This window comes from Burkholderia sp. RF4-BP95 (assembly GCF_001521985.1).
GTDB lineage: Bacteria > Pseudomonadota > Gammaproteobacteria > Burkholderiales > Burkholderiaceae > Burkholderia > Burkholderia diffusa.
This window is the reverse complement of the sequence record NZ_LOSX01000009.1, coordinates 1-26,678: the sequence shown is the minus strand read 5'-3', so window position 1 is coordinate 26,678 and position 26,678 is coordinate 1. Positions and strand designations below refer to the sequence as shown.

Here is a 26,678-nt window from a genome sequence, read left to right as displayed (position 1 = left end):
GCCGGCGGCTGCCGGCGAATGAACGGCTCAGCGCGTGATGCGCATACCGGAAGAACTGCTGACGAGCATCACGCGATCGCCAGGGGCGAAGCGCTGCTCGTCGGACTGAACGACCACCAACGTGCGGCCGGACACCGTGCGCACGACGACCTCAAGGCCGGCGTGACGCGCGAGCGATTCCGACAGGCGCTGCGACACGTAGGCCGCACCGGCGCCAGCGAGCGCGCCGGCGATGTATCGGCCGTTGCCGCCGCCGATCGTGCGCGAACCGAGAAATGCGCTGACACCCGCGCTCAACAGCGATGCCAGACCGGAACGGTCCGACTCGTTGCTGATCGTGACGCCGCGCACACTGACGACCGTGGCCGCCTCGATTTCTCCCGTGCGCTGAACGTCGTAGCGCTGGTAGACGTCGGGGGAACCGAAGTCGTACGAAGCGCACGCGGTCAACGAAGCGAGGAGCAGAACAGAGATGAGAAGCTTGAACATGGCGATTGCCTCAAAAAAAGAGGGCAATCGCCCGTCAGGGAAATTGCCCTGACAGGGGAGCCGACGCATGGTCGGTGAGAGAAATACGCACGGACAGAGCCGATGCGAAGGGGTCGATGCGCAGACGCGCGAGAAACAGGTTCAGTGTAGGCCGGCGCGCCACCATCAACCGCCGGAATCGTCGAGAAAACCACCACGCTTTCTTCTGGACGAAAAAAAAGCGCCCGCCCGATGACTCGGGAGGCGCTGGTTGAAGTTGTGTTGGCAATCTACCACGGGATATGCGGGTCCATCGGGTCCACGCCCTTGCTAGGCCGCGACTTCTTCGGCTTTGGCGGGTCATACCCGAAGCGCGCCCAAGCCATCGGATCGATGGGCACCGGGTTCGTTCTTCCTGTTGCCAGGTTCACGAACACTGCAGAGTACGACAGCGATCCCGTCCGATAGAGCGTCCACAGCAGATTGAATGCCTGGACCGAAATCGCCTGGTTGATGACCAGCGACTGCTTGCGCAGAGCGTCGGCCATCGAGCATGAAGGCGTGTCGTCGTCCTTGTCGTTTCGCGCGTTCAGCAGGTCCGGAAACAGATCACCCACGTGAGGCAATCTGTCGTGCCGGGCCCGGCCGAACTCGCCAAGAATGACCTGGCCGCGATCCGTCTCATTGCCGCAGTCGAGGTAATACCTCACCTTACCCCGCTTCGCCGCTTGGACGATCGCATGACGCGCCCGGCGCGTATCCACGCAACCCACCACGAGGTCAGCGTCGAGCCGCACCCGCGAATCAACCCGTCGCGGCTCCGCCTTCCACCGCGTGCCCATCAGGTTGTTGAGCCGATTCACCATGAGAAGCGCTTTGTGCTGGCCGACGTCGTTCGGATAGAACCCCTGCCGACCGACGTTCGTCTCGCTTACCGTATCGTCGTCGAACACTGTGCATTCGATCCCGCCCGGATGGCCCAGTTCGATCATCGCGTGATGTAGCCGCGCGAGGCTCGGAAGAAAGGCGCTTCCCGTTCCGCCGGCGCCTACAGCCACTACTTTCCACGGCGCCCGCACCATGTCCACGGGAATGCGATGCTGAATGGGCTGACTCATCACGCAACCTCCCGGGCCATTGCTGCCGCCCAAGGTTCCGGTACGTCCGGCAAGTTCTCGAAGATCCCTTTCACGCAGAGCCGAAGCACGCGCGATGGTTGCCGATCGCAGTTGCCCAGCACAAACGCAAACTTCACGTCGTAACGGTCGTCGTCGTTGTCGGTGATCGAAAAGTAAGCCGGCCACTGTCCATGCGAATGACAGTCGACGACCAGCGATTCCCCATCGGCGAGACTCGGCCGCTCATACTCGAGGTGTGACGGCCCGTGAGACAACGGACGCAACGGAATCAATCGGAACCCGCACGATTTCTGGTTCCAGACGATCCAGGCGCCGATCTCGTTCGGAAACGCCACCCGCGTCATCGCATGAAATTCAGCGATTAGCGCCGGTGGCACGGGCCCGCAGCGCAGCTCCGTCACCTCCGAGACTTCCCCATATGGAACCGGGGTGAACTCGTGGTACATCGCGATGCGCCGCACCGTTCGAATCCAAGGCCGGACGACCTCAAGGAACACCCCGTTCCCACCGATCAGCAAACGCTCTCCCAACCGCGCCATCGGCTCGACCACTTCGCGCGACGGCACCATGACGGCCGGGAACGACTGGTGCAACACAGTATCGATCGGATTCATACACCACCTCCGTTTCCACCACGCACAAGCGTCCCAGCCGTACGCGACGTCGGCACCAGAACCTTCAGCGGAAACGCCTCGCCGAACTTGCCATCCAGCATGTCGCGCCAGAATGCGAACACGCCGCGCTTATATTTCACCCGCGCGGAGCCTTGGTTTGGATGGGTGAAGGCCGACTCAAAAAAGGCCGATTCCCACCCGCCAATCGCCTTCACCTCGACGCGGGTGGGTACCTTGGCAGTGCCGATGCAGATCTCGCCGCCGTCCCACGTGTTGAAGTACGGTGGCTCGAACAGCGGCGTGTCGGCCGATGGCCGATCGGCAGTCTTCACGGAGAACACACGAAAGCCCGTAACCGATGCTTGAAACACCAGCCCCGGATGCGGAACAACCGCCGAGCGAACACCCAACTCACTGCAGTCGAAGAACACTCGGCGCATCGCCGGCGGACTCCACCACGTAACACCCGTGCTGGACGTGCCGAGAACGTTCGACGGCAGAAACTCCGACCTCGGGGCGGCGTTCAGGTCGAGCTGGAACAGCGCATTGAGCAACGCGTTGTGATTCACTGGTCGACCTGCGCCAATCAGCGGCCGACCGCCGCGATCGTGAGTGATTTCATGGACGGTGGCGAACTGATTGCCCGATTGACCCGCGTAAAAAAGGATGGCGGAAGCGAGCTTAACGGCTCGCTTTACCTCTGCTGCAGCAAGTTCAGACATATGGATTCCTTGACTCATTCAGATAGAGCGCAACGCCTGCAAAAGGCGATCGACGTGCTTCAGCATTCGGAAACCGAGTGCAAGATCGCGGTACTGCTCCGCGATGGCGTCGCTGCGCGTGGAAAAAGGGATGAAGGTGCTGTAGTAGGTTTCTTCGCTACCCTGGTGGGCGTAGTTGTAGTGATCGTCGAGAAGCTCACCGATGAGAGCGTTCTCGTCGATGACGACCGCGGCCAACGCATAGATCGGCTGCCCATCGACACCCTCTCCGAGAAGATGTCGTTTGCCGGCGGTGCGCAGAAGACGTGACAATGTGGCGAGCTCAGTACAGACGTTCGCCATTTCGCCGTCAGTCGATGTACGCAACGCTAACAACTCGCGCTCAAACAAATAACTCGATTTCGAGCGCCGACCAGTCACCTTCGCCGGTTTCCGGACGGAGTCGGGATAGATCTGCGGACGCACGACACTGGGAAGACGCCGAGCGATCGACTCTTCGTCGTCCTCGTACATTTCTCGGAGCCACTCGATCGCCTCCTCGTCAGTTGCTGATTCCTCGTACTCCCAGTGAAAGCGAGCAAACTGGCACAGGAACCATCCGGGCGTCCGGATAAGCCCCGTACGGTACGAGACGCGATCGAGAACCGATAGCGCCGAGGGGAGCAACAAGGGGTGAACCCGCTCGGCCGCCGGAGCGAACTTCTCGAGCGAATACACCTCCTCGTCCACCATTTCCAACGCGAGATACAGCGGGGACTCCAGGTTCGACTCGTCCCCATTGCAGCGGCACTCGACCATCTCCACTACCGTCGCTCGATCCAGGAGCACTGGCGTGTAGGAAATGTTCCGCGTCTCCATCCCGATACGTCCCAACCACGCCATGAAGGCTTGCTTGAAAGCATCCAACGCGCCGGAAGGACTTTCGACGTCGGCCGCGCGAAGCGGGCCGTCGACGAAGTGCGTTTTCACCATTTCTGCTAGATCCATCTCGGTGCGCCACCGGTACATCCCAGCGACGGGGACGCGATCCGAAAGCGTCGGCAGGGTCAGAAAATCATGGGCAGATCCACGTCGGGCAATTGAACCGCGCGTCGATTCCCACTGCGGGCCGTCGACGTCAACGAGACGTGAATCAAGTCCCGGAGGACCGAACAGCATTTGGAAACCTCGTCGTCGTGAAAAAAAACCGCCCATCCGGGCGGTTCTTGTTGGTTGAAGCCGTTGTCCGGATCGGACAAGGCTTTGAGCAGATCGTCCTTACGCATGGGCGCCCTTGGCACCGGCTGCGCGAACGAATTTGTAGTGCGCCACCTCGCCCTTGATTTCGGGGCCGTCGACCGCGGCGGTCGTCAGCTCCGGATACTGGGCGGTGTACAGATCACGCACCTGGTCCGCCGAGAAAGCCGGTCCGGGGTCCATGAGAGCCATACCGTTGTAGGTGAACTCGCGTACCAGTGCAGCAATGCTGATCGCCATGGTTCACCTCACAGGAGCAACGACGACAGATCCGTGCCGGCCGGCTTCTCGTCGGCCGGGGGCGTCACCCTGGGCGCGGCGGCGGCCAGTCCGGCCGCTTCCTCATCCGCGTCAGCGTCTTCGTCCACGGCCGCATTCGTGGCCGCAGGCTTCGACGCTTTCGACAATGCCTTCTGCGCCTTCGTCGCCTGCGACTGCTGCTGGGCCTCGAGGATCGCATTGGTCGCCGCCACCTGATCGCCGAGTGACTGATGCGCAGCGGTAAAGCTGCTGATCGCCGCCGCGAAGCCCTCATCGAGCTCTGCGGCCGTCGCTTTCAGGATCAACGGCTGCCGCAGCATCGCGTCCTTGCCACCTGCCGGCGTCAAAAACACGACGATGTTTTCGCCATCCATCGTCAGCGACAAGACGAGCTTTTCCGCAGAACGAAGCAGCGGTTCGAGTGCTTGAAACATTTAAATCTCCAGAAAAAATATGCGCCGCACGAGGCGGCGCAGAATGTTGATGCGGCTCGATCATGAGCCGCCCGCTACTTAGAACTTGAGGACCTTCAGAAGCTTGCCCTCATAGGTGAAACCCTCAACGGCGAGCAACGCCGTGATGACATCAGCCTTCGACTTCGAGAAGACTTTCTTGAAGTTGTCGCCCATCGCCGTGCGCAGCCCGAGCTCATCCGCGATCACCATCATCTCGGCCTTGGTGACAAGTTCCAGAAACTCTTTGTCGAGCTTCCAGTATTGCGTCAGGTCGAGGTTGTGGTGCTTGCAGAGTTGCTTGAGATACGTGACGTCGAGACCTTCGATCGCTGCGACAAACATGCCGGTGACCAGCATCGCTGCCTGCTCATTCGACGTGGTACAAGCGAGAAGAAGAGCCTTCGGGAGATCGGCCGCAGGAGCCTTTTCGTCCGTCACCTTTTCGGAGACGGATCGGAAAACTTCGTCCTTGATCTGACGCGCATAGCCCGCGAGGACGATTGCGATCAGGTACTGTCGAGCGAGCGCCGCATTTTTGCCGACGTCGCGCCGCAGTGCCTTCCGCCACAGCGCCTCACGGTATTGCTTCACCCGGTCGGATTCGGCGACCACGGTTACCGCTGCCGGCGCGGAGGCATCGGAGCTCGATGCACTCTTGCCCGCTGCTTTAGTCGGAACGGACGAACCCTTGGCGTCAGAGGTCGCAGCTTTCGCCGCCGCTTTCTCAGCCGTGATCCGGTCCGCAACCTTGCGCATATTGCACACAGTGTCGAAGCACTGGCCGCGGAACGTCTTGCCGAGAGAATCCGGCAGCCCGCTGACCGCGACGCCGTAGTTCTGGCAGCCGTGGCACGCCTTCGCCTGCTCGGCGCCAACGCCGTTCACCCCGTCGACTGCGAGTTGAACCCGTGTGTGATTGTCGCCAGCACGCACGATGCGCACGGTCGGGAACTCGTCGCGCAAACCCGCGGCCGTGACCTCGAGCTGCGTGTCCGTCTTCCCGTTGTAGCACTGGCGATTCGTGCAGTTACCGGTCGCGATCGACTCGCCGAACATCTCGGATTGCATCGCCGAGTTGTGCGGGCACGCCGCGCAATCGGTCTTGTCGAAGATCGCGGCGGCCAGAGAGCATGCCGCGCTCTCGACGAGCTTTCGGACGTCGGTCACGGACTTCTTCTCGGAGATGATCACCGGAAGCACGCGATCCTGATTTTCTTTGGACAGCGCGGCAAGCAGCTCCGCGTGACCCAGAAGGATCTGGCGCGTGTTCAGGGCGATGAGGACTTCGTTACTGCAGTTCAGCAGCGCGAGACGGCTGTTGAGCGTGGGAAGGCTCCAGCCGATCCGCCTGGCAGCCTCTTCGCGATCCCCTTGACAGCGGCCGAGAAGGCGCGCCGCCTCGACTGCCTCGTCACCGGGAGACATGTCGTCACGCTGGATGTTTTCGGTGAAGGCGATTTCTTCCGCCTCAACCGGATCCACGTCTTTGACGTTCACCGGCATGTCGTAGTCATCGCCGCGCGTCTCGAGCGCGGCTTTGTACCGACGGCCGCCGGCGATGAGTTCGAAGAATCCGTCGTCGAGGGGACGGACGATAACCGGCGTATCAACACCGCGCGCCGAGATCGACGCCTTCATTTCGGCCATCTTGGCGTCATCGAAGTACGTGCGAGGGTTCCGGCCCAGCTTGATGCGTCCGAGCTTGATAGTAGGTTGCTGCAGAGGGGTTTGTTGCATGTCAGGTTCTCCGAAGAGGGAACCTGCCCCCGATCGGGAGTGGTTCCCGATGGGGTTGGAAAGGAATGCCGGCGGCGCCAGCTGAGTCGATGCGTCAGAGACGCGGTAGATGAGGAAAAGATACCGCTTGTATTTTCGGGAGCTCAGCGGAAAGCCCGAAAGAACGAGCCAGCTTTCACCGGTTGCGCAGCGCGATACCCGCGGTGATCGAAAAAAAAGGCCCGATCAAACGATCGGGCCTGAGTAAAAGAACGAGGGGGATTCCTCTGAACGCTATGCTGCACCTTCTCCAGTGAAGGAGCGACTGAGCAACGTCGTGACAGCGCCGCTGACCTTCCATCCAACAAACTCGGTCTCGTACGGTTGGTGAACCAGGCGGTCGAGGCATATCACTTCCGCGTCGCCCTTCGTCACCTTTCCGAGAACACCCGCAACGGTTGCAGTGCTCGACCCATCCCGCTTGATCGTCACCACCCCGTCACCAATCGAAACAGACACGCTTCGTTCTGCTTTCATCATGCTGCCTCCTTCAACAATTTACGCATGTCGTACGTCTTCTCGCCGTGAAGCCGTGCAACGTCTTCGACGAACGCGTCCAACAAGGTGTCCATGTGCAGGAACGCCTCGTCTTCGAGCTCGGGTGTTGCCCAGTCCAGACTCGCCTGCATCGCGTCACGCTTGTGCGCGACCATCTGGTCCTGATAGACGTCAATGCTTCCGGGCAAGTGGAAGTACTCGACCCGCAACCGTCCCTTGCGATTCCATCGCAAGGCCCGCCGCATCGCCTGGTACTCCGCACGCCAGGTCCATGACCGGTCGTAGAACAAGACATAGTCCGCGTTCGGAAGGTTGTAGCCTGCCCGACCCGACTCCTTGGTCGAGAGCAGCCCCGTCGCGAGTCCGGTGAGGAACCGTTGGTCCTTTGCTTTCACTCGCTTGGCGATCGAGATGCCGCCATGGAACAGCACCGTGTCGATCTTGCTCGCGTCGAGCTCACGTGCAATCAAATTCAGCACGCCGGGGTTCTCGGCAAAAACGATCGCCTGCTTGCCCTCGGCCGCAATCTCCCGCATCCGGTCGATCACGGCGCGCTGTTTGCTGGTCAGCCCACTTCGGCGCTCTATACCCTCCATCCCGTACTGCGGATAGTTTGCGGCGAAGTGCACCGCCCGCATTCTCGCGAGGATCGTCACCAGATTGCACGACACGCCGTCCTTCTGGCGATCTCGGTACCAAGATGCGAAGTCGTCGGCCGCGCGCAGGTACATCGCGAGATGGTCCGGCTCCCAGTCCACGGTGTGAACGTGAACTTCGGGCACCTCGATCTGGATGTATTTCGCGACGTCCGGCTCGCACACCAAGCGACGCTTGAGGTGTGGCGCGAGCATCGCGCGGTAGAGCGACAAATTTCCGATTTTCGGAACTTCGCGCTTCGCCCCATCCTGCAGGTTCTCCGCGAATTGCCACGTGACCCACTCCGTTACGACGAAGTCGTCTCGGAATCGATCTATGCCACGATCGGCGTACTCGACCGACTTGAGCCAGTTCTGTTCGAGATAGCCGCGACGATACCCGTATGGTTGAGCAGCGGTCCCATCACCACCTGCAAATGCGATCAGGCCGAACGCGTCTCGCGGGTAATTCGGAATTGGGCTTCCCGTCAGCACGTACCTCCGGCGTGCCGACAATCGCCACAGCGCCCGGCTTTGGTCGCTTGTCGGGTTCGCAAGACGCTCCCCTTCGTCGGCGACCAGCAGGCCAATTCGACGCCGCAGGCGGTGCGCATACGTCGCCCGTCTCGACTGCGACGGATCGACCACCATGCGCAAGCGCTCGTACGAGATCAGGTTGAAGCGGCGCAGATCGTCCAGATCGGCGGGCGACTCGATAACCTTGATTTCTTCCGTACCGATCGGCGTCAGTGCAGCTTCGGCCAACAGCTCCGAAACCAGGCGTGCTTCTACAACAATCAGCCCATGCTTGACACCCGCCGCCAGAATAAGCGCTAGCGCGAGTCGCGACTTGCCGCAGCCCTGCTCCCAAGCGATCACACATCCAGACGGCTTCATCAGCGTCTCGATCAAATCGTCGACCTGGAATTCCCAGTCCAACCACGTGGGAATCCCGAGTGCACTGACGCGAGTGCGAAGCGCCGCGGCGTGATCAGGAAAGCGCGCCGCCAACCCTTCGTGGACGACCTCCCACCCCTGAGCGACGTTTTCAACCACAAATCGTGCGTTCAGCTCGTCGAGCGCGAGGCGGTACTTGGTGCCCTTCAATACGTACCCGTACGCGCCGTCGTCTTCCCGCTCGAACGCCACTTCGTCTCCGGCCTTGATGAGCGGACTCGCCCACATCCGGTCATCGACTTTATGCGTCGCACGCGCCCTGCCAACCACCGACGTCGCCGATCCAGCTCCCGCCGTATACACGACGTGCCGCAACGGCGTCTGCTGACGCAGTGATCGCCGGGACCGCACGGCCAGGTGCTCTCGCAGGCCGGGCGCGACGCTGGGGTCCCCGCCTGCGCCTCGGATACGTTCGAGCAGCCTCTCGAAGGCGGCTTGCGGATCGTCCTGCACCAGATACACCTCCAGGTCGAGCAGCCCCTGCCCCGCATATCGGAACCCACGTGGCAACCGATGCCCATCCGTCGAGAAAATGCGATGCTCGTAGATGGCATTCAGCACCATCGCCTCGATGAATCCGCACTTGAAGCCCAGTCGGATCCAACGACCGTCATGCGCGACGGCAACCCGGGTGTCTCCAGTTACTGACCGTGTAACTGCTGGCGTTGAATCATCGAGGGTCTGCAGCTGCAGGCGTGGCCGGTCGAACGACCGCTCCTCCCAATGTAGGCTCAGGATCGGCGCGGGACGGCCGAGGTCCGCGGCCGTGCGAACGAAGTCACCCGGACGCGTTCGGTATCGATCGAACACAAGGACCGCGGTGCGAACGTTTGCTCCTTCCAACTGGAAAGCGTCGTCCGGTAGCTCGAAGTAGCCGGCCAATCTTTTCGCCGCACCGTAATAGTGGTGCGGCTTACCGAGGGTCGCGCCCGCGATTGCCTCGGCCATCGTCGCCGGTAACAAGGCAACAACCACATTGGCGGCATTTAGCGCCTGGGCCAGGGCATAGTCATGGGACGACGCACTGGTGTTCGGGCCATATCGTCCGATCGTCGTACACTCGAACGGATACAGGTGCGGCGACTCGAGGTGCAGAGAGAACGGCGGATTGATCATCGCAACGTCAAATCCGGATGGTCGAATTTCTTCCATCCCGGCTCGACGAATCGACACCTTGAAGCCCGCCTCCTCGAATGCCGACTGACATGCCGCCACCGCAGGATCGTGCACGTCGACACCGTAGATCGAATGCCGCTCGGGATCGCAGAACTGAAGCAACCGGCCGGAACCGATTGAGTTGTCGAGAACGTGTACCTTGCGCTTCGGATTGAAGCGCTCGACGAATCCCCACATGTACTTGGCAACTGCGTCCGGCGTGAAAAACTGCCCGAGGTGACGCCGTCGTGCCGCGGCCAACTCCCCGTGGTGAGCCACGCCAGCATCTAGCGAACCGAGGCTTCGCATTGCTCGCAACGGAGCGTACCAGTCGCTTACTTCGAAATCAAACGCGATTTGCATGAAAATCTCTCGATAGAAATAGAAACGGCCCGCCAAGGCGGGCCGAAGAAAGAAGGTAGGAGGTGCCGTACTATCCGCGCGATGCGAGATGCTCGGCCCCAAACTCACTGATGAAGATCGACAGTGCGTCGCCGACGGCGTGCGCGAACTTGAATTGCCACTTGTCGTTGTAGCGCACGATTTCCAGACCGGTGAAGCTCTCCTTGTCTCGCGAGCGATACTCGTCACTCACGAGGCGACAATGCCTTAGCTCGCCTGCAAGTGCCGCACACCCAGACTTCACGGCAAACGTCGTGAGACCTGTCACCAGTGCTGCAACGCGGCTTTGCGAGTAGCAGCTAACGCGACGCCAACCGCTGCTGCTGAAAGAGGCTTCGCTTCCGACCGACGCCTCGATCACGATGCCGCTGTTCGTGCGCTTCATCTCTGTTGTCGGCTTCAGCCAAAGCCCGTCGATGATTGCCTTCGCTGCCTGCTGGTAGGCGATCGATGCGCCGGCATCTCCTGCGAACTTCTGCTTGAGATGCAACCAGAATGCGTCCAGATCCGGCGTTGTGCCCGATCGAATGGCGTCGCCGATATCGATACCTGCCGCTTCCAACTCGGCGGGCCGGTCGATCTCGATCCGCGTGCCGGCGGGCGCCACTTCACGCCGCGCGACTCTCACGACCACTTCGGAGAGGTCGACACAGAACTTCGTCAACTCTCGCTCGACCTTGTATTCGTGTCGCGAGCGTGTGGCACGCTCGTAATCTTCGAAGCCAGGAAACAGGGAGATTTCTGCCCCCGCAACTGCGCGATAGGCATCGGCCGCAGTCGCCTGTGCCAACTTGAACTGCTCGATCAAAGCGTTGTACATGATGTGCTCCACCAGTAGAAGACGGAGCACCGCCCAGACCGGGGATGCCCCGATCGGGTTGTGTAGGAAGATTTGGTGCCACGCGAGGTGACTGGTTGTCGATGCGTCGAAGACGCGGAGTGCCCGATGATCGTAGCTGCATCATTTCGGGCCACAAGGTGGAAATGACAACTGTTTGCGTACTGCTTTCATCTCTGTCGACGCGAGCGAGTTTTCCCCAAAAACGTTGGACAACCTTGTGGAGAACCGCCGCAGACCCTGTAGAGCCGGGGCCGTCAGCCAGATGCTCAATTTCTAGGCAACAGGGGGGGGTGGACGCAACCGGTTGAGGGGGCTTTGGAAGAAAGCTCCAGAAAAATAGTGCGCTTTCTCAGCCATCTCCAGTCCCCACCGGCTGCATGGTTGTGGTGGGCGCATCCGCCGCCCCCGTCAAACCAACCGGGCACCCGCACAATGACCAGCCAATCCATGCGCGCTCCTCTGGACCGCGCCCGCCATCTCGCCAGCCACACCCTGTTCGTGGGGAAATGGGCCTTCTACATTTTTTTCGTGTTTCCGAGCGTGATTCTTTGCGGCGCTCTCGCGCTGTACAGCAACTTCTCGTTTCAGACGATTCCACGAGAAATCTTGGAGTTCGCGGCGCAAACAGCGAACAACCCGCCCGCGCAGCCCGGTTCGCTTTCGATCCAAGTATGCAAGGACAAAATTCCCGACCATGCGCTTCCGGCGTCTCCGATCTGCCAGTCGAAAGGGTTCGAGCAGCGGCCGATCGCGGCACTGGCTCGGGATCTTGGCGAACGCCTCTGGTGGGCCTATGCGATCGTCGTGAGTGTTCCGGCAGCACTCGCGATAGGGCTCGGGCTCTTCGGCCGCGATCGCGCCGCGCTTCGCCGGCGACTCGCTAGCTGAAACCGGACGCTTCAGCTTTCGATCGTGTTCTCTTCGACCTTAGCGGCGCTGGCCGCAATCGCCACCGGACTGGTCACCCAGCTCGGCGGCAGCAGGGCCTGGTCATGCCTCGCGATCCTGGCAATAGCCGGGCTGCTTATAGCGGCCGCGAGTACCGTCCGACTCGTCATGGCAACCGTTCGGCGCTACGAGCGCGGCCGCGCCGCGCGAATCATGCAGATGCGTCACCCGCACTGCCACGTGAAACGGCTCACCAACGGGCAGTGGCTGCTGATCGACAAGGACACCGGAACGGTGTACATCCCGCCGCGGCTTTCGCATCCCCCCATCAACGAATGGATATAGACCACGCACGACAACCATGAACAGCATTCCGTCAACGGGTGGCATTACACTCGGCCGCCTCGCAATGCAACTCGAACGAGACTCATCGGCATATGCAGTTCGGATCGCCGGCATGATCATCACTGGCTTCGGCGTCCTGTCGCTGATCACGCTTTCCGGGCTTGGTCGGAATACCACAATTGCGGCTGCACTCATTCCGACCGGGATCGTCACGTTTTCCATTGCGTCCCGTGCCGCATCCCGGATAGCAATCTACCGCGACACCCTCACCGATCGAATGCTCGGCGCGATTGCTGATAGCGATCTAATTCCAGAGTGGGCCAAGGAAGAAGTCGCGGTCGAGTATCTCGTCCGAGGTTCCGTATCCATCGAGACCCTGACCAAGATCGATCTGCGCATCGTCGAGCAGCGACGCGCCGAACGACCCGTGGTGAATTCGACACCGGGAGCGGATCGACTGGTGGCACGGTACGGCAAAGCCATCGACAGCACCGGATCATCTGAACGGAGTGCCCCATGACGACTGACAAATCACCGGCCAAGGTCTCGTTCTCGGGAATCGCCATCGCGCTCGACGACGTCCAGGAAAACCCCGCCGCCTTCTTCCGTCAGCTCGAGCGCGCGAAGATCAACCCGGGCTACGCGCAGTGCTTATGCCGCGGCGCCGCAGCGCCACTGCGCCTCCAGATTCGTCGATACGGCAGCCTGCTACACCTCGCCGGCTGGCCCGAAGAAGGCCCGATGCACGACCGCCAGTCCTGTTCGTTCCACAAGGATCCGAGTGACGGGACCAGCGAATCCGGAAAGGCGCTGCCGGGCATCGTGGCCACCGCAGCGGGGTTGCGAGCGAAGCTCGACATCGCCCTCACGCAGCGCACTGTCGGTGCAGTATCAAAGGGCCCACGGCAAGCCTGCGCGCCCACTACGTCGCGCCGCTCGGCGCCACTCCTCGGCTTCCTGCAGGCACTCTGGCAAGTCGCCGGGCTCAATCGCTGGTCTGGCGTAGATCGGGCGCGGAACTGGGGCGTCTGCAATGCGCGTGTCCTCGCCGAGGTCAGCGACGCCGTGATCAACGGCGAACCCGCCGAGAAGGTCCTGCACGTCATGCGCAGGTTCCAGGAAGCGGACCGCGCCGCGATCAACGCCGAATTCGACGCGTTCCTCACACTCGTTGGACAGCGCGACGGCACGAACCATCGTGGTCTGGTCGTCGGCGAGATCGCGGAAATTGGCGTGACCCCTTACGGCCGCTCGATCACATTGCGACAGAGCGCAAAACGGTACTACTGCAATAGCGAGTTGATCGCGCTCGCCGAGAAGCGATACAGCCACGCGACGCGCGCGTTCGGTGACCGCAATGCCCGGGTTGTCGCGATTCTCGTGATCGAGCGCACACCGAAGGGCCATCACGTTGTAGTCGATCTCGCAGCAATGCTTTGCTCGTCCACGTACATCACATGCGATTCCATCCACGAAGTCGCTATGGCAAATCGGCTCGTTGCCGAAGGCCGCGCCTTCGACAAGCCGATCCGGCTAAATGAAGGCACCGACATGCTGCCGGACTTCGTCCTAACAGACACCGCGGAACCAACCCACATCGAGGTCTATGGCATGAATGGCGTTGCCGAGTACGAGGATCGCAAGCGGGAAAAGCAACGTCTCCGCATGGCGCGCGGAATCCAGGCCGTGGAGTGGGATATCGACAGGTGTCAGCTGGTCGATGTCCATTTCCCTCCTATTGCGCGACGAAGCGCCAGACCTTGACATTGCAACGACGCCGGCAAGATGAAGGCATCTTCTCAACCTGGACGCCGCCTATGCACGGCAAGTCGCTTTTCCTCCATCGCGCGGTCTCCCGCACCGATCAGTGGGGTCCTCAGTTTCCCGCCCTCTCCATGGCATGCCGCCACCCCGACTCTTTCTCCGGCGGCCGGCAGCTCGCCGTCGCGGTGACCGACGCTCGCGGACTGCGGTGTGCAGTCTTCACGAGCTTCGGCGCCATCCTCGAGTTCCGCGCGTCATGGGACGAACTGGAACGCGCCGGCACCTGGTGGCATTACGCGCGGGCATGGCATTTCTGGTTCGTCGACGATCTTCACTCCGCGCGACGAGTATTTCCTACCGATTCCGGCCAGATCGTCGTCGCATCCTCCGAATCAAGCGACACATCCAACACGTCCACCGACTCGCTCCTGTCCCTTATTCGCGTTGCGGAACTACGGGCTTCACGCGATTAATTCAGACGAGTAAGGAATTACCGGAAGGAATATTCGCGCTTTTCTCGGTTTTGCCGGCATGCAAAAACAGCAATAATGCCGGCGACGAGAAACTTACAACCTTCCGACAAATGATCGAACAGCTCTATCCATGTGAGCACTGTGGCGGCCGGCCGACCGTCGGCCGATCGCAACGACTCGTCGAGTGCGACGAGAATCGCCGATTCGATTTCAGCCAGTTCGGCCGTTTCGGCGGCCCCCCGAACATCGGTGACGTACTTCCCCGCCCGCCCGAGGCTCCGCTGACCGAACCATTGGTCTGCATCTATTGCACGGGTTGCGGCATGTCGACGCAGTGGGAAACGGTCGGCGACGACGAAGCGGCCGCGAAAGACCGCTGCGCCGAAACATGGAACCGGCGCTTGAATCGACCGAAGGCAACGGATGAGGACCTGCGAAGGCTGATCGAGAGAGAGCTCGGCGCCTGCGATACGCAGCTGGTTCTCGACATGCTGTCCCGCGTAGAAGGAGACTGGAACGAGATTGGTCCGATCTTCAAGATGTTGGCGCAGCGCATTATCGACGCGACCGTCGTCACCTTCGATACGTGGCCGATCGCACCGGTACTCGAAGACGCAGCACGATATCGAAAACTCGTCCAGTTGGCGAAGTGGATCGAGGTCGACGGACAGGACTATGTCCAGTTCCCGAAAATCCACTCGCCGAACGAGCATCGAGATTTCCTTTTCGAAGATCGGATCGCGATCGCGGTGGACGCGATGCCCGACCGAGATCGGTGGTAGCTGGTGAACGCCACAACACGTCGGGCGACCAGGCGCCGGACGGATATCATTACGAACTCGACCAACCAACTACAAAACCAGAACCACGCGAGGAACCATAAAGTGGTTCTCGAAGGATAAGGGCCACGGCTTTATCCACGGGGAAGCAGCCACCGACTATTTCTTTCACGTCAGCGACGTCATCGGGGCCGAGGCGCCACGCGACGGTGACATAGTCGAGTTCGACGCGACTTCAAACAATCGAGGTACGCGCGCGGCCAAAGTGCGGATCGTCGAAAGACAATCGCGAGCGCCCGCCTCGCAACATCGCGATGATCGCGTCGAATGCATTGCATGCAAGAAGAAGATGGTCCCGCGGATCATCACGCACCGGGGACGGCCGGAGCGCTCGGTTTGCCCGTATTGCGCAGCCACGTTCAAACGGTTCGGCATGTGCTTCATTGCGTCCGCGGTCTATGGCGACTACGACGCACCGGAGGTCCTTGCTCTCCGTGGATTCCGAGACAGTGTCCTCCGGACCACGAAGCCGGGCCGATGGGCGATCCGAACGTACTACCAGGTATCGCCTCCGCTCGCACGATTCCTCCATGTGCACCCGAAGCTCGCGCAGCACATCAAGCCAATACTCGACGCAGTCGTTCGCAGTGTTCGACGGCGCTCGCATTGAAGAAAAAAAAAGCCGGCTTGCGCCGGCTTAACGAGGGTTCTAGCGATTTCCGAGGGCCTGTGCCAGAACCTGAGAGACACACTCAGTCTATCGAGTCGTGGCTCGACGCGATCCCCGTATCACCTCCGATTTTCAGGTGCATTCTGGCAAACCGATCATTGCGCTGGGATTCGCGCGTATCGCCGACGCAGTCGCTCTATCCGCGCTTCCCTATCGCGCCCCAAGAATCCTATACAACGCTTGGCGCGAAATGCCCAACGCACCAGCAGCATGTGTCTTGTTCCCACAGGCCGCCTCGAGCGCAGCCTTCGCCTCATCGACGGTCGGCAACGCATTCTTCAGCTCGGCCTGCCGGGTGAAGGTCGACAAGTAGGCATTCGCCTTCGACACCCGGCTATGCCCGGCAGCCTCGACCACCCGCCGCTTTGCCTCGTCATGCGCGGCAGGATCGGGCCGCGACGACGAACCCTTGATCGGCGCCGGCACCTCGGCCACCTGCTCATAGAGCGTCTGCAGATACTCGTGACGCAGTCCGTGACTCGTCACGCCGATGCCGCTTTTCGTCACGCCATGCTTGCCGAGCACGTAGTAGTACCAGTCGCGCCACTGCTTCAATGTCCGGCCGACGGGAATTGTGGACCCGGTGACACCGTTGCTCAGGCGGGCCGCTTCTTCTAGGGTCGCGATCTTCCGCTCAATCGGCACCTCCCGCGGCCGCCCACCCTTGGTTCCGCGAGTCACCGCAAGCATATGCGGATCGCGAACCGCTTCTACCGGGCGCAGCATGAAGCTCTCCTCGACACGCAGCCCGAACGCTGCCTGCAGTTTGAGTTGCACGGCGGTGTACGGACACGTCTGCGCGATCTCTGCGATCTTCGCGACCGCGTCCACCCCGTTCGCCACCCACGACTTATCCTCGGTCGCCACATAGCTGCGCTCGAGGCCCGCCTCACGGCGATCGACATAATCGCCGAGCGTGCCGACGAGGTTCGCCTTTCCCAGCCACTGCGCAAGCGCTCGCAAGTAGGTGAGCTTGTTCTCGATCGTGCCGCCGGACTGTTCAGCCTTGACCCATTGGTCGACCAGGTACTCGATGTGCTTGGTCTTCAAGGACCACGGCGTCTGAAGGGCGAAGCCACCCTCGCGCAGTTCGACGAATGCCTTGCAGATCGCCGTCGCGCGATATTCCTGCGTCTTGATCGATAACGCACGCTTGCTGATCCGCGTCGTGCTGTGGATCTCTGCGACGTGCTGATCGAAGAGCACCAGCAGCGCATCGCGAAATTCCGGCGACAGTCGATAGCGGCCCACAACAGCCCGAACGTTGAGGATCGCAGCCATACACTTACTCCTTGCGGCCGGCGCCGCTCACATCTGGCGGAACACTCCCGCCACTTCTTTTAACCTATCGATCGTGCGCGGCCAACGCATTCCTCCGCAATGACCGCCCACCGATCGCGCTCCGCGAGACCGTCGGCCTCGATCTACGGGGCCAACGCCGATTCCCATTCGCGAGCCCATCCTACGATGCGCGCCTTCGCGGTCAAGAACCGATCGGCGCTGATTTGCCCATGTCCCGCCGATTCCACTGACGCGGCAAATCTTCGGTCAGCCAACGGTGTCCGCTACGCGCAATCGCTCCCCACGTCAGTCGGCGCGGGTCGATCTGGATTGCTCGCGGCGAACCCATAGACGTTCACCTTTGCCGTCCGTTGCCCGCCCCTACCTGGCGCAACAACGGCCACTTCTCTCGCCCTCGCTCGCGCGAGTGGCTGCGCCGGTATCCGCCGGCGCGGTCTTGCTGCTTCCTGTCCTTTAGCGATTCCATCCGATCAGCCCGCTGCATGGGAAGAGCATGCAATCCGACTGTCCATCCCGCTGGCATGACCGACGCAGTCCGCGCTTCGCGCAAAACCGTCGCCGTTCATGTCGCGCCCGCTTGTCGGACGCGCTGCGCGGATTCGAACCGCCCAGTCCAGCTTCGTGGCTACCCTGCCAGCCTGACGCTTGCGCGTCTCGGCGTCGACGAACCTCGCGGTCGCCGGCGCCGGGCTACGTGCCGGGCAATTCCTGTTGCGCATTTGGGTTACGGCTGCGCCTACCGTTCGTTCTTCCAATCAGGGAATCGCGACGCCGGTCTCTCCGGTTCGCAAGACTTCCCCCGCCCCCAAGCACGTTCATGTCCGCCGCGGTGTATCGGGCTTCCTGAACGCACCCAGCTCGTTCGCTGAAAGGGCGTGAGCAGACGCAATCGAGGCCGCGTGGACTGTCCGCTGTCCGGTGTCCACATGTCCTCATTGCGTCCCATTGCGGCAAACCGCCGCCGATCGTATGGATATCGCACTGTCCAGGGGTCCTCAAGGTGGACCACTGTGTACTTGATTTACTTCAGAAAAAGGCCGCGTCAATGTGCGGCCCGGACACTTCACTGCGTTGGAGGCCCAAGACGGGCCGGAAGGGGGAGTGTGAGCGCCTGGCGCTCGGGTTCGATGCGTCGATGACGCGGTAGGTGATGCCCAGAATAGGCGGTTTTGTCACGCTCGGCCGCGCGAAAGCTGGCGGGAAGTGCGCCGCTTTCCAAAACTTGACTATGCGTACCGCTCGATAGACTGGATCACGCAATCTCGGACTTTATCCGGGAGATTCAAGGGCTCGCCATTGCAATCTCCCACTATATGTCCGACTTCGGTAACGGCCCGTTTTCAATGTCCGACTTTATCTAGGACTTTGGTGCAGTGGCTGTGCCGAAGTTCGACTCCGGGTTCGACGTTGCGCTCGCCTTCCATGAACCAGTGACCAAAGGAGTCGCCTTTGAAAACTGCAGTCTTTGCTATCGACGTCGGCTACGGCAATACGAAATACGCACACCGTGCCGCGAACAACGCCGTTGCCTCCGGAATGTTTCCGTCGCTGTCGCCGCTTGCGGCGAGTCGTTCGATCGCCGGCTACGGCGACAGCGTGCTGACCACCCGTAAGGTGGCCACCATCGTGATCGACCAGGTTGAGTACGAGGTCGGCCCGGACGTTTCCCTGACTGCCGCATACGGCAACACGGGTCGCGCGCTGGCGGACGACTACATTCTCACGAACAACTACGCCGCGCTGCTCCTCGGCGCTATCCATTTTTCCGGCGTGACCCATGTCGAACGCCTGGTGCTTGGCCTGCCGGTTCACAACCTGAAGAAGTACGCGGGCGCGTTGATGGAGCGATTCACTGGCACGCTGGATTTCGGCGCGGGCCGCGTAAAGATCGACAAGGTGATGGTGATCCCACAGCCGCTCGGCTCGCTCGTCCTTGCCTCCAGCAACCGGAAAGGCGAGTTTGGCCGCGACGTTGAACATCTCGTCGTCGACGTCGGCTACTTCACGACCGACTGGGTGTACGCGAGCGGCTTCGCGATGGACGACAAGCGCAGCGGCGGCATGCCGGGCGGCGCATCGCAGATCTATCAGCGCATCGCCCAACTGATCGCGCGCGACCAAGGCGACGCGGTCGAGGACATCGAGCGAATCGACAAAGCGCTGCGCGAGCAAACGCCATTCTTCTTCTATGGAAACGACATCGACCTCGCGCCCTATCTCGAGAAAGCGCAGCCGTTGATTTCGGGCGTCGTCAAGGAAATGCAAAACAACGTCGGCCGTCTGGCGAACGTTCGATCGATCATCCTGTCCGGCGGAGGCGCGGCACTCTACGCGTCCGTCATCCGACAAGCGTTCCCGCGGGTCGTCATCGAGGTGATCGACGCGCCGTGCCTCGCGAACGTTCGCGGGTTCCTGCTGGTCGGGGAATCGAGCGTCGCTCGCGAACGCCGGTAAGGAGGGGGCATGAGCGACAAGATCGAGATGACCATCACGATCAACGAGCTCGTGTCGCCGCTGCTGTTCGAGCGGTTGAGCGCATGTCCGTCGGCCCGTCGCCGGGCCGCCGTCCTCAAAGCGTTGGCCGAATCAGCGATTCGTCAGGAATTGACCGGGCAGGTGCGCGTCGTAACCCCTGCAGTGGCCGCGCCGCTCGTCACGCCCGCGTCACCGCAGGCTACGCCAGCGCGCGCGACCAGCGCACATGACAGCGACTCGTTTCAGGTACTCAGCGTTGGCGATGGGAGCCTTGACGGCGTGGACTTTGACGACTCGCTTCACGATCAGCTCGGGGCATGGGCGTGACAGTCCGTCGGTTCGTTTTTTTCGCAGCTTGCTTTTTGTACAGACCTGAGAGAATTGCTGTACGAGGTAGGTGTTCAAAACGTGTGCCACGTCTTGCACCGATAGATAAGGAGAAGAAGATGCTGGAACTGATCGAGTGGATTCGCAACGGCGAACTGATTCACAAGCTCGCATCCCCCTACTTTTGGCTGGCTGTGGCGGCCGCCGCGATTGCTGCCGAATACTGCGTCGAGGCATGGCACGCCCATATGGCCAATGCCAAGGACGAGCAATGAACGCCGTCGCCGGCACCGCATCCACTATCATCCGTGGATTCCGAGCCCTCCCGTTTGTCCTGCGCCGCTTCATTCTGGTCTTGGTGTACTCGCTGATCTTCATGGCCGGCGCTTTCATGCACAACCACGGCGCGGGCGACATCGCCAGTCTGTTTCTTCTTGTTGGCGCGATCGGCACGTTTTGGGCCGCCGGGGCGTGGCGAGTATTCAGGCTCATCCTCCTTCTCGTCCTGGTTATCGTGGGTGACTAAGCAAAAAAAAGCGACTTCCCGAGGGGAGTCGCTTGTCTTCAAGTTTAGTGCGCTCGGCTCTTCTCTTTTTCTTCGAGCCACGCCATGCAAAAATCGACCGCCGGCTGGAACGCTTCATCCCGGAGGATGTAGCGATCGTCGCCTTCGAGCAGCCGGTCGATCACGTCGAAGCGCGGACCTTCGGAAAGGTCTGCTGCCCCCTCTGAGGCCACCTTGGGCGGCACCTCGATCACTTCAAACTCATCCAGCACCAGTCGAAACGAGCCCATCATTCACCTCGTGATGTGGCCCGGCGCAATACGGCCCGGAGGGGACGTATCCCCACCGGGTAAGTAAAAAAGAATGCCGGCTACTGCCGGCGCCAAAGTCACATTGCTGCGCACATCCCACTGGTACGGATCCGCGTCAGGTTCCTTTTCCGCGTTTCCTCACGCGCCAGTTGCCTAGCGCGCACATGGTCACGCTGTTGCGCCCGCCGTTGGTACTGCAACTTCCACACGTCACAAAAATCCACGCCCTCAACCACCGACTTCACGATCGAAACGCGCTTGCCGTGCGCACGAATGCGATCAGCAAGAAGCTGCGCATGGTGTTCACCCGGCCTGAATCCGCGCCGGTGATCCACCTTGTCTCGATCGGCGTAGATGATCACGTAGTCGTAGTCGTTCCAGTTGATATCGGCATGCTCCAGGCCACCGCAATTCAACAGGCAGCGGACCTCGATGCGATTCTCGTACCGTGCGACGACCGCAAAGCCAGTCTCGGCGCCCTCCACCAGCGCTAGCGTGCGAGAGCGCGTCGTGTTGAGCCGCACCGACGAACCGAAACTACCGGCCGGCGCGCTCATCTCCAGCTTCGCTCGCGGCTTCCCGTTCTTCGTGAGAAACGGAACCTTCTCGCCGTCAGCCGTGAGGTAGGTGCGATGGACACGCCGCGGCTTCCCGGCTTGCGATCGCGCGCGCTGAAGCATCACGGGAAACTTCCCCTGCTTCTTGCCGAAGGCGTCGACGTACTCCAAGCCTGGGTGACAGCGCACGTCGCGCCCGATCCACTCGAGCCGTAGCCCGGGAATCCGCGTCGATAGGTATGTCCAGACAAACGAATCAACCGTCACCGGAGCGGCGCCGTCCCAAGCGGCCTGCATTTCACGACACTTCTGCTCGTCGCTTTTTTCAGGCCGGACCGGGACCGGCTTTGCCTTGCGGACCACCGCGACCGGAATACCACCGTTGTAGTTGCCGGTTCCGAGCTCGTAGTAGATCTCGCGATACGGTTTACCGGTCACCTCGTGAATCAGCTGTACGCCGGTACCGCCCTTCAAGCAGCGCGCACAATGCCAACCACCGCGGGGGTCTTTCTCGGCGGGATAGAGCCGGAAGGTCTCTTCCCCATCGCAAAGCGGGCACGTCCACCAGCGCCCTTTTCCGTTCAAAAATCGACTGTCGATGTAGTGCGGAAAAACATTGGGCCAGTCGATGGCCGCGAGATTCAGCTTCTTCAGCTCTCCCATGATTCGTCCTCCGTTCGCACAACGGCGAAAACGCGTGCATTCGCCACCGGTCGGATAGCCAGCACAGATGGATCAACAAACCTTCCTACCGCCGCGGACTCCAACGGCACGTCGAATCGACGCGTCATGGAGAGCCCAGAGCGGGACGAAAGGCAGAAACACTTCACGTTCACGGATCTCTCCAGTTGGACTGCGGGTTTTTCGATGCCTGAGACAGGCGCGGAAACGCTTGCTCAACGAAGCCGCGCGCGGGCGCGTCGGCTTGGTTCAGCAACGTCAGCGGAACAGGGAATTGCGGGTGGGAAGGAAGACGGCGTGTGACGTGCCCGAAGGCACGTCGCACGCTATAGGTGAGAGAAAACGGGAGCGAGAATCGGGATGGTGAGCCCTTTCGGGATCGCGTTTGAATCGGACCGAATTAAATAGGGTCTGATCCTAGAACGGGATATCGTCATCCATCTCGTCGAAACCGCCACCACCGCCATACGACTGCGTCTCGGCCGGCGGGGGCGCCGAGCGTTGCGGACGCGCCGCAGTGCTTGCCGGCGGTTGACCGGACGGCTGTCGCGAGGCCGGGGCGCTCGCATGACGACGCGTACCCTGCTCGAATTCGTTATCGCCACCATTGCCGCCGCCGTCACTGCGACCGCCACCATTACGACCGCCGAGCATCTGCATCTGGTCCGCGACGATCTCGGTCGAGTAACGATCCTGCCCGTCCTGGCCTTGCCATTTGCGGGTGCGGATGCGGCCTTCGACGTAGATCGAGCTACCCTTCTTCAGGTACTCGCTCACGATCTCGGCCAATCGGCCGAAGAACGAGATGCGATGCCACTCGGTCATTTCTTTGTAGTCGCCGCTCGCCTTGTCCTTATAGCGATCGGTTGTCGCCACTCGAGCGTTCGCGACCGCGTCGCCACTGGGCAGGTATCGCACTTCCGGATCGGCGCCAAGGTTGCCGACGATGATCACTTTGTTAACAGATGCCATCTAGAACTCCTTCACTTGGTAATTGACCACAGCCACTTGTCCCACATGACTTGCTGGCCATCTTTGTAAATAGGTGAACCGTCTTCCTTGCGGAACGCCGGCACCTTGATCTTGCGCAGGCGCTTGACAGATACGCGGTCGCCAACGCGGCAACCACACTCGCTGATCGCTTCCTTCAGGCCCTCGCCCTGCAATACCTGTTCGCCCCCTCTCGTCTCGAGGCGAAGGGCAAACGACCGATAGCTCCGAGATTTGCCTGGTCGACGGTCGGGGAAGGTTTCTTCGCCCCAGCCGTTAATCCGGCCTTCGACCGGAGCGGAACGGCCCGTTTCGGCATCGCTACCTCGACGTGAAGAACGGAACCCACTCGATTCACCCACAGACGTCTGGCGACCAACTTCGCGCTCAACGTCGGCTGGCGTTTCCGCACCCTCCGACGAGCGTGCCGATCGAGCTTCCGAATCTGCGGTTGGTGATGCGATACCCATAGCGCCAGTGGCCGGTACGCTTGTGCGGCGGATCGCTGTCGCGATCGCGTCCTTCAGCGGGGCCGGGTGCTGCTGCAACATCGCCCAGTGCGGCGCGAGCGCCGGAAGGATCTTCGTGCCGAACATCGTGTCGCCAGGTGCGTCATCGAATGCCGGTACGAACTCGACGACACAGTCGCCCTCGTCGACGAACAGATGGACGATTCCCGCGATTGTCACGAGCGTCTCATTTTCGGCGCCAGTGCCAACAGGCTTCGCGCTGCCGCACGCTGACGAAGGCTGCTCGACCGTCGACGCCGATGCCCGCGGACTGCCGGGGAAGGCCTGAGCGAGCACGCGCGTGAAGAACATGGCTACGCCGCCCATTGCGCCTCCAGCGACAGTTGACCGCTACACCAGCGGTTGAGTCGGTTGAAGTCATAGTTGAGCAACGGAACGTCGCGGATCGCGTCCTGCATCGCGCGCGGTCGGACACGCCCGAGTGCGCAGACGACCGAGTACGGAATCGCCCCCGTCCAAAGCTCCATGATCCAGCCGAGCGTCGCGTAGTAATCGACCTTGTCCACCGGTCGGTTGCACAGCCGTTGATGGAGCATTTCGGCGCAGTCGATCAACGCCTCGGGGACGTTGTCGCTATGCCGGCTGTCGAGGGCGAAGAAAACCACGGCCTCGGCGAGCTTTTCCCGCACGTGCGGCTCCCAGCGATCGGGATCCGGCAAAGGATCGGGTTTGGGTCGAGTGATGAGAATCGGCGAATCACCGCCGAACATGTCGAGCTGCCATCCAGCTACTTGCGGTTTCATGAGCGTGCTCCGGATATCAACCGGGCACCTCATTCCCCTTACCGGGAACGTGGTTCCCGGTGGGAGATGGGGGCGCCTGCGCGAATTGCTTCGCGCGGGCGGACAGGGGCGACTTACTTCGTGCCCGTTTTCAGGTGTTGGGCATTCGTCCGGTTCGACGAAGCCTTGATGGGGATGACAACAGCGGATTTCGCATACTGACGTTGCGAGACTGCCGGTGCCTGAGCTTCGGCTTTCGCCGTCGTGACAGGGCCGCTCTTCGCGTGCCGCGGACTTTCGTCAACATCGTGGCGATCCGCGGTGTCACGATCCGACTGACGCGGGGCACCCTTCGCACTGCTCTTGAAGTGGTGAACTGCAGCAATAGCCATAAAAACGAAAACGATGATCGAGTGCGCGGCGATATAGGCCGCCAAGCACAGAGCGAGGAGCTTGACAGGCGATTTGAACGCACCGCTGAACAGGGACTTCAACATGTTTCTCTCCAGAGAAAATCGAACAAGGGGATGTCCGGACAACGCCCGGTGGTTTCGATGCTCGAAACGAGCAAGGAAATCGGCGCGAAGCGCTTTCGTCCGCGACCTCGTTGGTCAGCGCACGAAATCACTCAGGGCCGATTGCAGGGAAGGCGCGGGCAAGCCGCGAAACGGCAGAGCCGGTTGGCTCAGGTAGGTCGATGCGTCGGAAACGCGTGATAGAGGTAGGGTAAGCCGCACCAATGCGCGGCGCACGCGGAATGCTCGGCAATCGCGTACAGCTTTGGCTGCATTGTCCGAACGCAACCAGTTGTGGGGCAAAACCGAGAATGCTCCAGAAAATCGTATAGCTTTCTCCGGAACTTGACTTCGAAAAATCCGAGACAAACTGGACGCGTCACTTCATCAACCGAGGCGCATCCCAATGTTCTGGATTCTCATCCTTGTAGCTGGTGTCTGGGCACTGGCCAAGCACTACGCGAAGGCCCGTCCCCGTCGCCAATCGACTCCTCCGGTTACCCGCAGCCAGGCATCGGGCGATGCTGGCGAGGCGCGCGTGCTCGGCGAGTTGCGCCGCATCCTGTCACAACTCTGCGGCAATGACTTCTACGTCCACCCCACGGCGCTGTTGTTGCTACACGCGCCTGGCACCGAGTTCCCGACCGCCGAAGTCGACCATCTCGTCGTCACGCCGTTTGGCATCTTCGTGATCGAGACCAAGAACTGGGCCGGCGCCATCGCGCCTGGCAGCAGCGCCGATACGGTCGTGTGCCACCTGCCGAGCGGCAAGCTCGAGGAGCGTCGCTCGCCGATCAGCCAAAACCGGGCGAAGGTTGCCTTCCTCCGCGGCACGTTGCCTTCCGTCTGGAACGTCCAGGGCCTCGGCGTCTTCGCGAACGACAACTGCTCGCTCTCCCCCGACCTCCCGCTTGCCCTCCTCACCCTGCGCGATCTGGGCTACTGGTTGCGTACCCAACGGGATCGACACGCGAAGTCGGGAAATCCGAACATCAACGTGCAGGCTGCGTGGGGCGTCGTGCGCCGCCTGAGCGTGGACGACCCGACCGGATCGGCGCTATCGGCTCACCGCCATAAAGTTGCCGGAGATTCATCCGTAAACAACTGACCACACCCTTACATTTTCTAACAAACTGAAACAATCCGTTTCATTTTGTCGGCGTGCGCGATTTGGCGAAAGACACATTGTTTCGTGCAGCTTTCGCCCCTTGGCGCCGAAAAGCGCCGCGTAAGCTGGTGCAGGCCGCCAGGTCTCATTTTCGTCGGACGGGCGTCACCCGATCCGGCAATCCGCCGAACCCGTGCCAGGGAAGGCCCATCCTCTACTGGAGAGCGCTTTGTCCAAAAAGCCGTCGAAGAAACCCGAAGACAACGAGAACTTCAACCCTACCGTTCCCGACAATGCCACGTCGGCGGACGGCGATCTCGAATTGAAAGCCACCTTCGCCCATGTGCCGGACCAGATTGAACTCACCACCGCCGCCCGCGAGATGTTCACCGGTCTGCCGGACAGTCTGATTAGAACAATCATTCAGGAAAGTGAGGAAGTGTAAGCGTGGAGCCGATACCGTGTTGACGGCGTGAGTTACCGGTTTCCCCAACGATTGGAAGCCATGCGTAGCAGC

At 61.2% G+C, this 26,678-nt stretch carries 31 protein-coding genes; 13 read left to right on the top strand and 18 right to left on the bottom strand.

Annotated elements, in window-relative coordinates; genetic code table 11:
* Nucleotides 1–27 precede the first annotated feature (27 nt).
* From WS46_RS01910 to WS46_RS01855, 11 genes are all read right to left on the bottom strand, one after another.
* Nucleotides 28–489 (bottom strand): hypothetical protein, encoded by a 462-nt coding sequence (locus WS46_RS01910; RefSeq protein WP_059534597.1) that lies wholly within the window; start codon nt 487–489, stop codon nt 28–30.
* 269 nt (nt 490–758) lie between these two features.
* Nucleotides 759–1,586, bottom strand: a complete 828-nt coding sequence (locus tag WS46_RS01905; protein WP_059689144.1) for a PRTRC system ThiF family protein — start codon at nt 1,584–1,586, stop codon at nt 759–761.
* Nucleotides 1,586–2,221 carry a PRTRC system protein A gene (locus WS46_RS01900; RefSeq protein WP_059534593.1) on the bottom strand — a complete coding sequence of 212 codons (636 nt, stop codon included), beginning with the start codon at nt 2,219–2,221 and terminating at the stop codon, nt 1,586–1,588. The genes WS46_RS01905 and WS46_RS01900 overlap by 1 nt, the downstream gene beginning before the upstream one ends.
* Entirely contained in the window at nt 2,218–2,943 is a 726-nt protein-coding gene (locus WS46_RS01895; RefSeq protein ID WP_059534777.1) for a PRTRC system protein B, read from the bottom strand. Before WS46_RS01895 ends, WS46_RS01900 begins: the two co-directional genes overlap by 4 nt.
* 18 nt (nt 2,944–2,961) lie before the next feature.
* Complete coding sequence (locus WS46_RS01890; protein ID WP_082725240.1) at nt 2,962–4,101, bottom strand: PRTRC system protein F; 1,140 nt, start codon at nt 4,099–4,101, stop codon at nt 2,962–2,964.
* 99 nt (nt 4,102–4,200) lie between these two features.
* Nucleotides 4,201–4,419: a PRTRC system protein C gene (locus WS46_RS01880; RefSeq protein WP_059534588.1), complete on the bottom strand. Its 219-nt coding sequence runs from the start codon at nt 4,417–4,419 to the stop codon at nt 4,201–4,203.
* Nucleotides 4,420–4,427: 8 nt separating this feature from the next.
* Nucleotides 4,428–4,874 (bottom strand): PRTRC system protein E, encoded by a 447-nt coding sequence (locus WS46_RS01875; RefSeq protein ID WP_059534586.1) that lies wholly within the window; start codon nt 4,872–4,874, stop codon nt 4,428–4,430.
* Between the two features lie 78 nt (nt 4,875–4,952).
* A complete protein-coding gene (locus tag WS46_RS01870; RefSeq protein ID WP_082725239.1) occupies nt 4,953–6,632 on the bottom strand; it encodes a PRTRC system ParB family protein in 1,680 nt (559 codons plus the stop codon).
* Between the two features lie 273 nt (nt 6,633–6,905).
* Nucleotides 6,906–7,151: a hypothetical protein gene (locus tag WS46_RS01865; protein ID WP_306453735.1), complete on the bottom strand. Its 246-nt coding sequence runs from the start codon at nt 7,149–7,151 to the stop codon at nt 6,906–6,908.
* Nucleotides 7,148–10,279, bottom strand: a complete 3,132-nt coding sequence (locus tag WS46_RS01860) for an SNF2-related protein (RefSeq protein ID WP_257127704.1) — start codon at nt 10,277–10,279, stop codon at nt 7,148–7,150. Before WS46_RS01860 ends, WS46_RS01865 begins: the two co-directional genes overlap by 4 nt.
* Before the next feature lie 70 nt (nt 10,280–10,349).
* Nucleotides 10,350–11,138, bottom strand: a complete 789-nt coding sequence (locus WS46_RS01855) for a hypothetical protein (RefSeq protein ID WP_059534769.1) — start codon at nt 11,136–11,138, stop codon at nt 10,350–10,352.
* A gap of 468 nt (nt 11,139–11,606) precedes the next feature.
* Between WS46_RS01855 and WS46_RS01850 the strand changes: the two genes are divergently transcribed.
* The 7 genes from WS46_RS01850 (at nt 11,607) to WS46_RS33165 (ending at nt 16,078) form a co-directional block, all read left to right on the top strand.
* Nucleotides 11,607–12,047 carry a hypothetical protein gene (locus tag WS46_RS01850; RefSeq protein WP_257129902.1) on the top strand — a complete coding sequence of 147 codons (441 nt, stop codon included), beginning with the start codon at nt 11,607–11,609 and terminating at the stop codon, nt 12,045–12,047.
* Nucleotides 12,048–12,071: 24 nt separating this feature from the next.
* On the top strand, nt 12,072–12,392 hold the full coding sequence (locus tag WS46_RS01845) for a hypothetical protein (RefSeq protein ID WP_059534581.1): 321 nt from the start codon (nt 12,072–12,074) through the stop codon (nt 12,390–12,392).
* Nucleotides 12,393–12,408: 16 nt separating this feature from the next.
* Complete coding sequence (locus tag WS46_RS01840) at nt 12,409–12,912, top strand: hypothetical protein (protein ID WP_059534579.1); 504 nt, start codon at nt 12,409–12,411, stop codon at nt 12,910–12,912.
* On the top strand, nt 12,909–14,156 hold the full coding sequence (locus WS46_RS01835) for a DUF1173 family protein (protein ID WP_059534577.1): 1,248 nt from the start codon (nt 12,909–12,911) through the stop codon (nt 14,154–14,156). The genes WS46_RS01840 and WS46_RS01835 overlap by 4 nt, the downstream gene beginning before the upstream one ends.
* 53 nt (nt 14,157–14,209) lie before the next feature.
* Complete coding sequence (locus WS46_RS01830) at nt 14,210–14,629, top strand: hypothetical protein (protein WP_059534576.1); 420 nt, start codon at nt 14,210–14,212, stop codon at nt 14,627–14,629.
* A 110-nt stretch (nt 14,630–14,739) separates the two neighbouring features.
* A complete protein-coding gene (locus WS46_RS01825; protein ID WP_059534575.1) occupies nt 14,740–15,411 on the top strand; it encodes a Lar family restriction alleviation protein in 672 nt (223 codons plus the stop codon).
* Nucleotides 15,412–15,454: 43 nt separating this feature from the next.
* Nucleotides 15,455–16,078 (top strand): cold shock domain-containing protein, encoded by a 624-nt coding sequence (locus tag WS46_RS33165; RefSeq protein WP_082725238.1) that lies wholly within the window; start codon nt 15,455–15,457, stop codon nt 16,076–16,078.
* Between the two features lie 210 nt (nt 16,079–16,288).
* Here WS46_RS33165 and WS46_RS01820 read toward each other — a convergent pair whose 3' ends face one another.
* Nucleotides 16,289–17,419: an integrase domain-containing protein gene (locus WS46_RS01820; protein ID WP_059534573.1), complete on the bottom strand. Its 1,131-nt coding sequence runs from the start codon at nt 17,417–17,419 to the stop codon at nt 16,289–16,291.
* A 1,470-nt stretch (nt 17,420–18,889) separates the two neighbouring features.
* Here WS46_RS01820 and WS46_RS01815 point away from each other — a divergent pair.
* From WS46_RS01815 to WS46_RS01800, 4 genes are all read left to right on the top strand, one after another.
* Nucleotides 18,890–19,894, top strand: a complete 1,005-nt coding sequence (locus WS46_RS01815; protein WP_059534571.1) for a PRTRC system protein D — start codon at nt 18,890–18,892, stop codon at nt 19,892–19,894.
* A 9-nt stretch (nt 19,895–19,903) separates the two neighbouring features.
* A complete protein-coding gene (locus WS46_RS01810) occupies nt 19,904–20,242 on the top strand; it encodes a hypothetical protein (protein ID WP_059534569.1) in 339 nt (112 codons plus the stop codon).
* Between the two features lie 119 nt (nt 20,243–20,361).
* The gene (locus tag WS46_RS35900; protein ID WP_168799608.1) at nt 20,362–20,517 is read left to right on the top strand and encodes a hypothetical protein; all 156 of its coding nucleotides are present in this window, start codon (nt 20,362–20,364) and stop codon (nt 20,515–20,517) included.
* Nucleotides 20,514–20,768 carry a hypothetical protein gene (locus tag WS46_RS01800; RefSeq protein WP_059534565.1) on the top strand — a complete coding sequence of 85 codons (255 nt, stop codon included), beginning with the start codon at nt 20,514–20,516 and terminating at the stop codon, nt 20,766–20,768. Before WS46_RS35900 ends, WS46_RS01800 begins: the two co-directional genes overlap by 4 nt.
* Nucleotides 20,769–20,812: 44 nt before the next feature.
* Here WS46_RS01800 and WS46_RS01795 read toward each other — a convergent pair whose 3' ends face one another.
* From WS46_RS01795 to WS46_RS01770, 6 genes are all read right to left on the bottom strand, one after another.
* Complete coding sequence (locus WS46_RS01795) at nt 20,813–21,040, bottom strand: hypothetical protein (protein WP_244139199.1); 228 nt, start codon at nt 21,038–21,040, stop codon at nt 20,813–20,815.
* Nucleotides 21,041–21,135: 95 nt separating this feature from the next.
* Entirely contained in the window at nt 21,136–22,278 is a 1,143-nt protein-coding gene (locus WS46_RS01790; protein WP_059534563.1) for a toprim domain-containing protein, read from the bottom strand.
* 435 nt (nt 22,279–22,713) lie between these two features.
* Nucleotides 22,714–23,268 (bottom strand): single-stranded DNA-binding protein, encoded by a 555-nt coding sequence (locus WS46_RS01785; protein WP_059689143.1) that lies wholly within the window; start codon nt 23,266–23,268, stop codon nt 22,714–22,716.
* 11 nt (nt 23,269–23,279) lie between these two features.
* Nucleotides 23,280–24,122: a hypothetical protein gene (locus WS46_RS01780; protein WP_059689142.1), complete on the bottom strand. Its 843-nt coding sequence runs from the start codon at nt 24,120–24,122 to the stop codon at nt 23,280–23,282.
* Nucleotides 24,110–24,559: a hypothetical protein gene (locus tag WS46_RS01775; RefSeq protein ID WP_059689159.1), complete on the bottom strand. Its 450-nt coding sequence runs from the start codon at nt 24,557–24,559 to the stop codon at nt 24,110–24,112. Before WS46_RS01775 ends, WS46_RS01780 begins: the two co-directional genes overlap by 13 nt.
* Nucleotides 24,560–24,672: 113 nt before the next feature.
* A complete protein-coding gene (locus WS46_RS01770; protein ID WP_059534555.1) occupies nt 24,673–25,035 on the bottom strand; it encodes a hypothetical protein in 363 nt (120 codons plus the stop codon).
* Nucleotides 25,036–25,459: 424 nt separating this feature from the next.
* On the opposite strand from WS46_RS01770, the gene WS46_RS01765 reads away from it, so the two are divergent.
* Together WS46_RS01765 and WS46_RS01760 are read left to right on the top strand one after the other, a co-directional pair.
* The gene (locus tag WS46_RS01765) at nt 25,460–26,161 is read left to right on the top strand and encodes a nuclease-related domain-containing protein (RefSeq protein ID WP_059534553.1); all 702 of its coding nucleotides are present in this window, start codon (nt 25,460–25,462) and stop codon (nt 26,159–26,161) included.
* A gap of 229 nt (nt 26,162–26,390) precedes the next feature.
* A complete protein-coding gene (locus tag WS46_RS01760) occupies nt 26,391–26,606 on the top strand; it encodes a hypothetical protein (protein WP_059689141.1) in 216 nt (71 codons plus the stop codon).
* Nucleotides 26,607–26,678 lie beyond the last annotated feature (72 nt).

Coding starts and splice junctions, on each gene's coding strand:
- WS46_RS01775 (WP_059689159.1), bottom strand. CDS start 24,559: ATGAAACCGCAAGTAGCTGGATGGCAGCTCGACATGTTCGGCGGTGAT.
- WS46_RS01800 (WP_059534565.1), top strand. CDS start 20,514: ATGAACGCCGTCGCCGGCACCGCATCCACTATCATCCGTGGATTCCGA.
- WS46_RS01890 (WP_082725240.1), bottom strand. CDS start 4,101: ATGCTGTTCGGTCCTCCGGGACTTGATTCACGTCTCGTTGACGTCGAC.
- WS46_RS01790 (WP_059534563.1), bottom strand. CDS start 22,278: ATGGGAGAGCTGAAGAAGCTGAATCTCGCGGCCATCGACTGGCCCAAT.
- WS46_RS01765 (WP_059534553.1), top strand. CDS start 25,460: ATGTTCTGGATTCTCATCCTTGTAGCTGGTGTCTGGGCACTGGCCAAG.
- WS46_RS01880 (WP_059534588.1), bottom strand. CDS start 4,419: ATGGCGATCAGCATTGCTGCACTGGTACGCGAGTTCACCTACAACGGT.
- WS46_RS01860 (WP_257127704.1), bottom strand. CDS start 10,279: ATGCAAATCGCGTTTGATTTCGAAGTAAGCGACTGGTACGCTCCGTTG.
- WS46_RS01785 (WP_059689143.1), bottom strand. CDS start 23,268: ATGGCATCTGTTAACAAAGTGATCATCGTCGGCAACCTTGGCGCCGAT.
- WS46_RS01770 (WP_059534555.1), bottom strand. CDS start 25,035: ATGTTGAAGTCCCTGTTCAGCGGTGCGTTCAAATCGCCTGTCAAGCTC.
- WS46_RS01910 (WP_059534597.1), bottom strand. CDS start 489: ATGTTCAAGCTTCTCATCTCTGTTCTGCTCCTCGCTTCGTTGACCGCG.
- WS46_RS01795 (WP_244139199.1), bottom strand. CDS start 21,040: ATGATGGGCTCGTTTCGACTGGTGCTGGATGAGTTTGAAGTGATCGAG.
- WS46_RS01865 (WP_306453735.1), bottom strand. CDS start 7,151: ATGATGAAAGCAGAACGAAGCGTGTCTGTTTCGATTGGTGACGGGGTG.
- WS46_RS01850 (WP_257129902.1), top strand. CDS start 11,607: ATGCGCGCTCCTCTGGACCGCGCCCGCCATCTCGCCAGCCACACCCTG.
- WS46_RS01895 (WP_059534777.1), bottom strand. CDS start 2,943: ATGTCTGAACTTGCTGCAGCAGAGGTAAAGCGAGCCGTTAAGCTCGCT.
- WS46_RS01820 (WP_059534573.1), bottom strand. CDS start 17,419: ATGGCTGCGATCCTCAACGTTCGGGCTGTTGTGGGCCGCTATCGACTG.
- WS46_RS01855 (WP_059534769.1), bottom strand. CDS start 11,138: ATGTACAACGCTTTGATCGAGCAGTTCAAGTTGGCACAGGCGACTGCG.
- WS46_RS35900 (WP_168799608.1), top strand. CDS start 20,362: ATGCTGGAACTGATCGAGTGGATTCGCAACGGCGAACTGATTCACAAG.
- WS46_RS01825 (WP_059534575.1), top strand. CDS start 14,740: ATGATCGAACAGCTCTATCCATGTGAGCACTGTGGCGGCCGGCCGACC.
- WS46_RS01835 (WP_059534577.1), top strand. CDS start 12,909: ATGACGACTGACAAATCACCGGCCAAGGTCTCGTTCTCGGGAATCGCC.
- WS46_RS01900 (WP_059534593.1), bottom strand. CDS start 2,221: ATGAATCCGATCGATACTGTGTTGCACCAGTCGTTCCCGGCCGTCATG.
- WS46_RS01810 (WP_059534569.1), top strand. CDS start 19,904: ATGAGCGACAAGATCGAGATGACCATCACGATCAACGAGCTCGTGTCG.
- WS46_RS01830 (WP_059534576.1), top strand. CDS start 14,210: ATGCACGGCAAGTCGCTTTTCCTCCATCGCGCGGTCTCCCGCACCGAT.
- WS46_RS01840 (WP_059534579.1), top strand. CDS start 12,409: ATGAACAGCATTCCGTCAACGGGTGGCATTACACTCGGCCGCCTCGCA.
- WS46_RS01875 (WP_059534586.1), bottom strand. CDS start 4,874: ATGTTTCAAGCACTCGAACCGCTGCTTCGTTCTGCGGAAAAGCTCGTC.
- WS46_RS01905 (WP_059689144.1), bottom strand. CDS start 1,586: ATGAGTCAGCCCATTCAGCATCGCATTCCCGTGGACATGGTGCGGGCG.
- WS46_RS01870 (WP_082725239.1), bottom strand. CDS start 6,632: ATGCAACAAACCCCTCTGCAGCAACCTACTATCAAGCTCGGACGCATC.
- WS46_RS01780 (WP_059689142.1), bottom strand. CDS start 24,122: ATGGGCGGCGTAGCCATGTTCTTCACGCGCGTGCTCGCTCAGGCCTTC.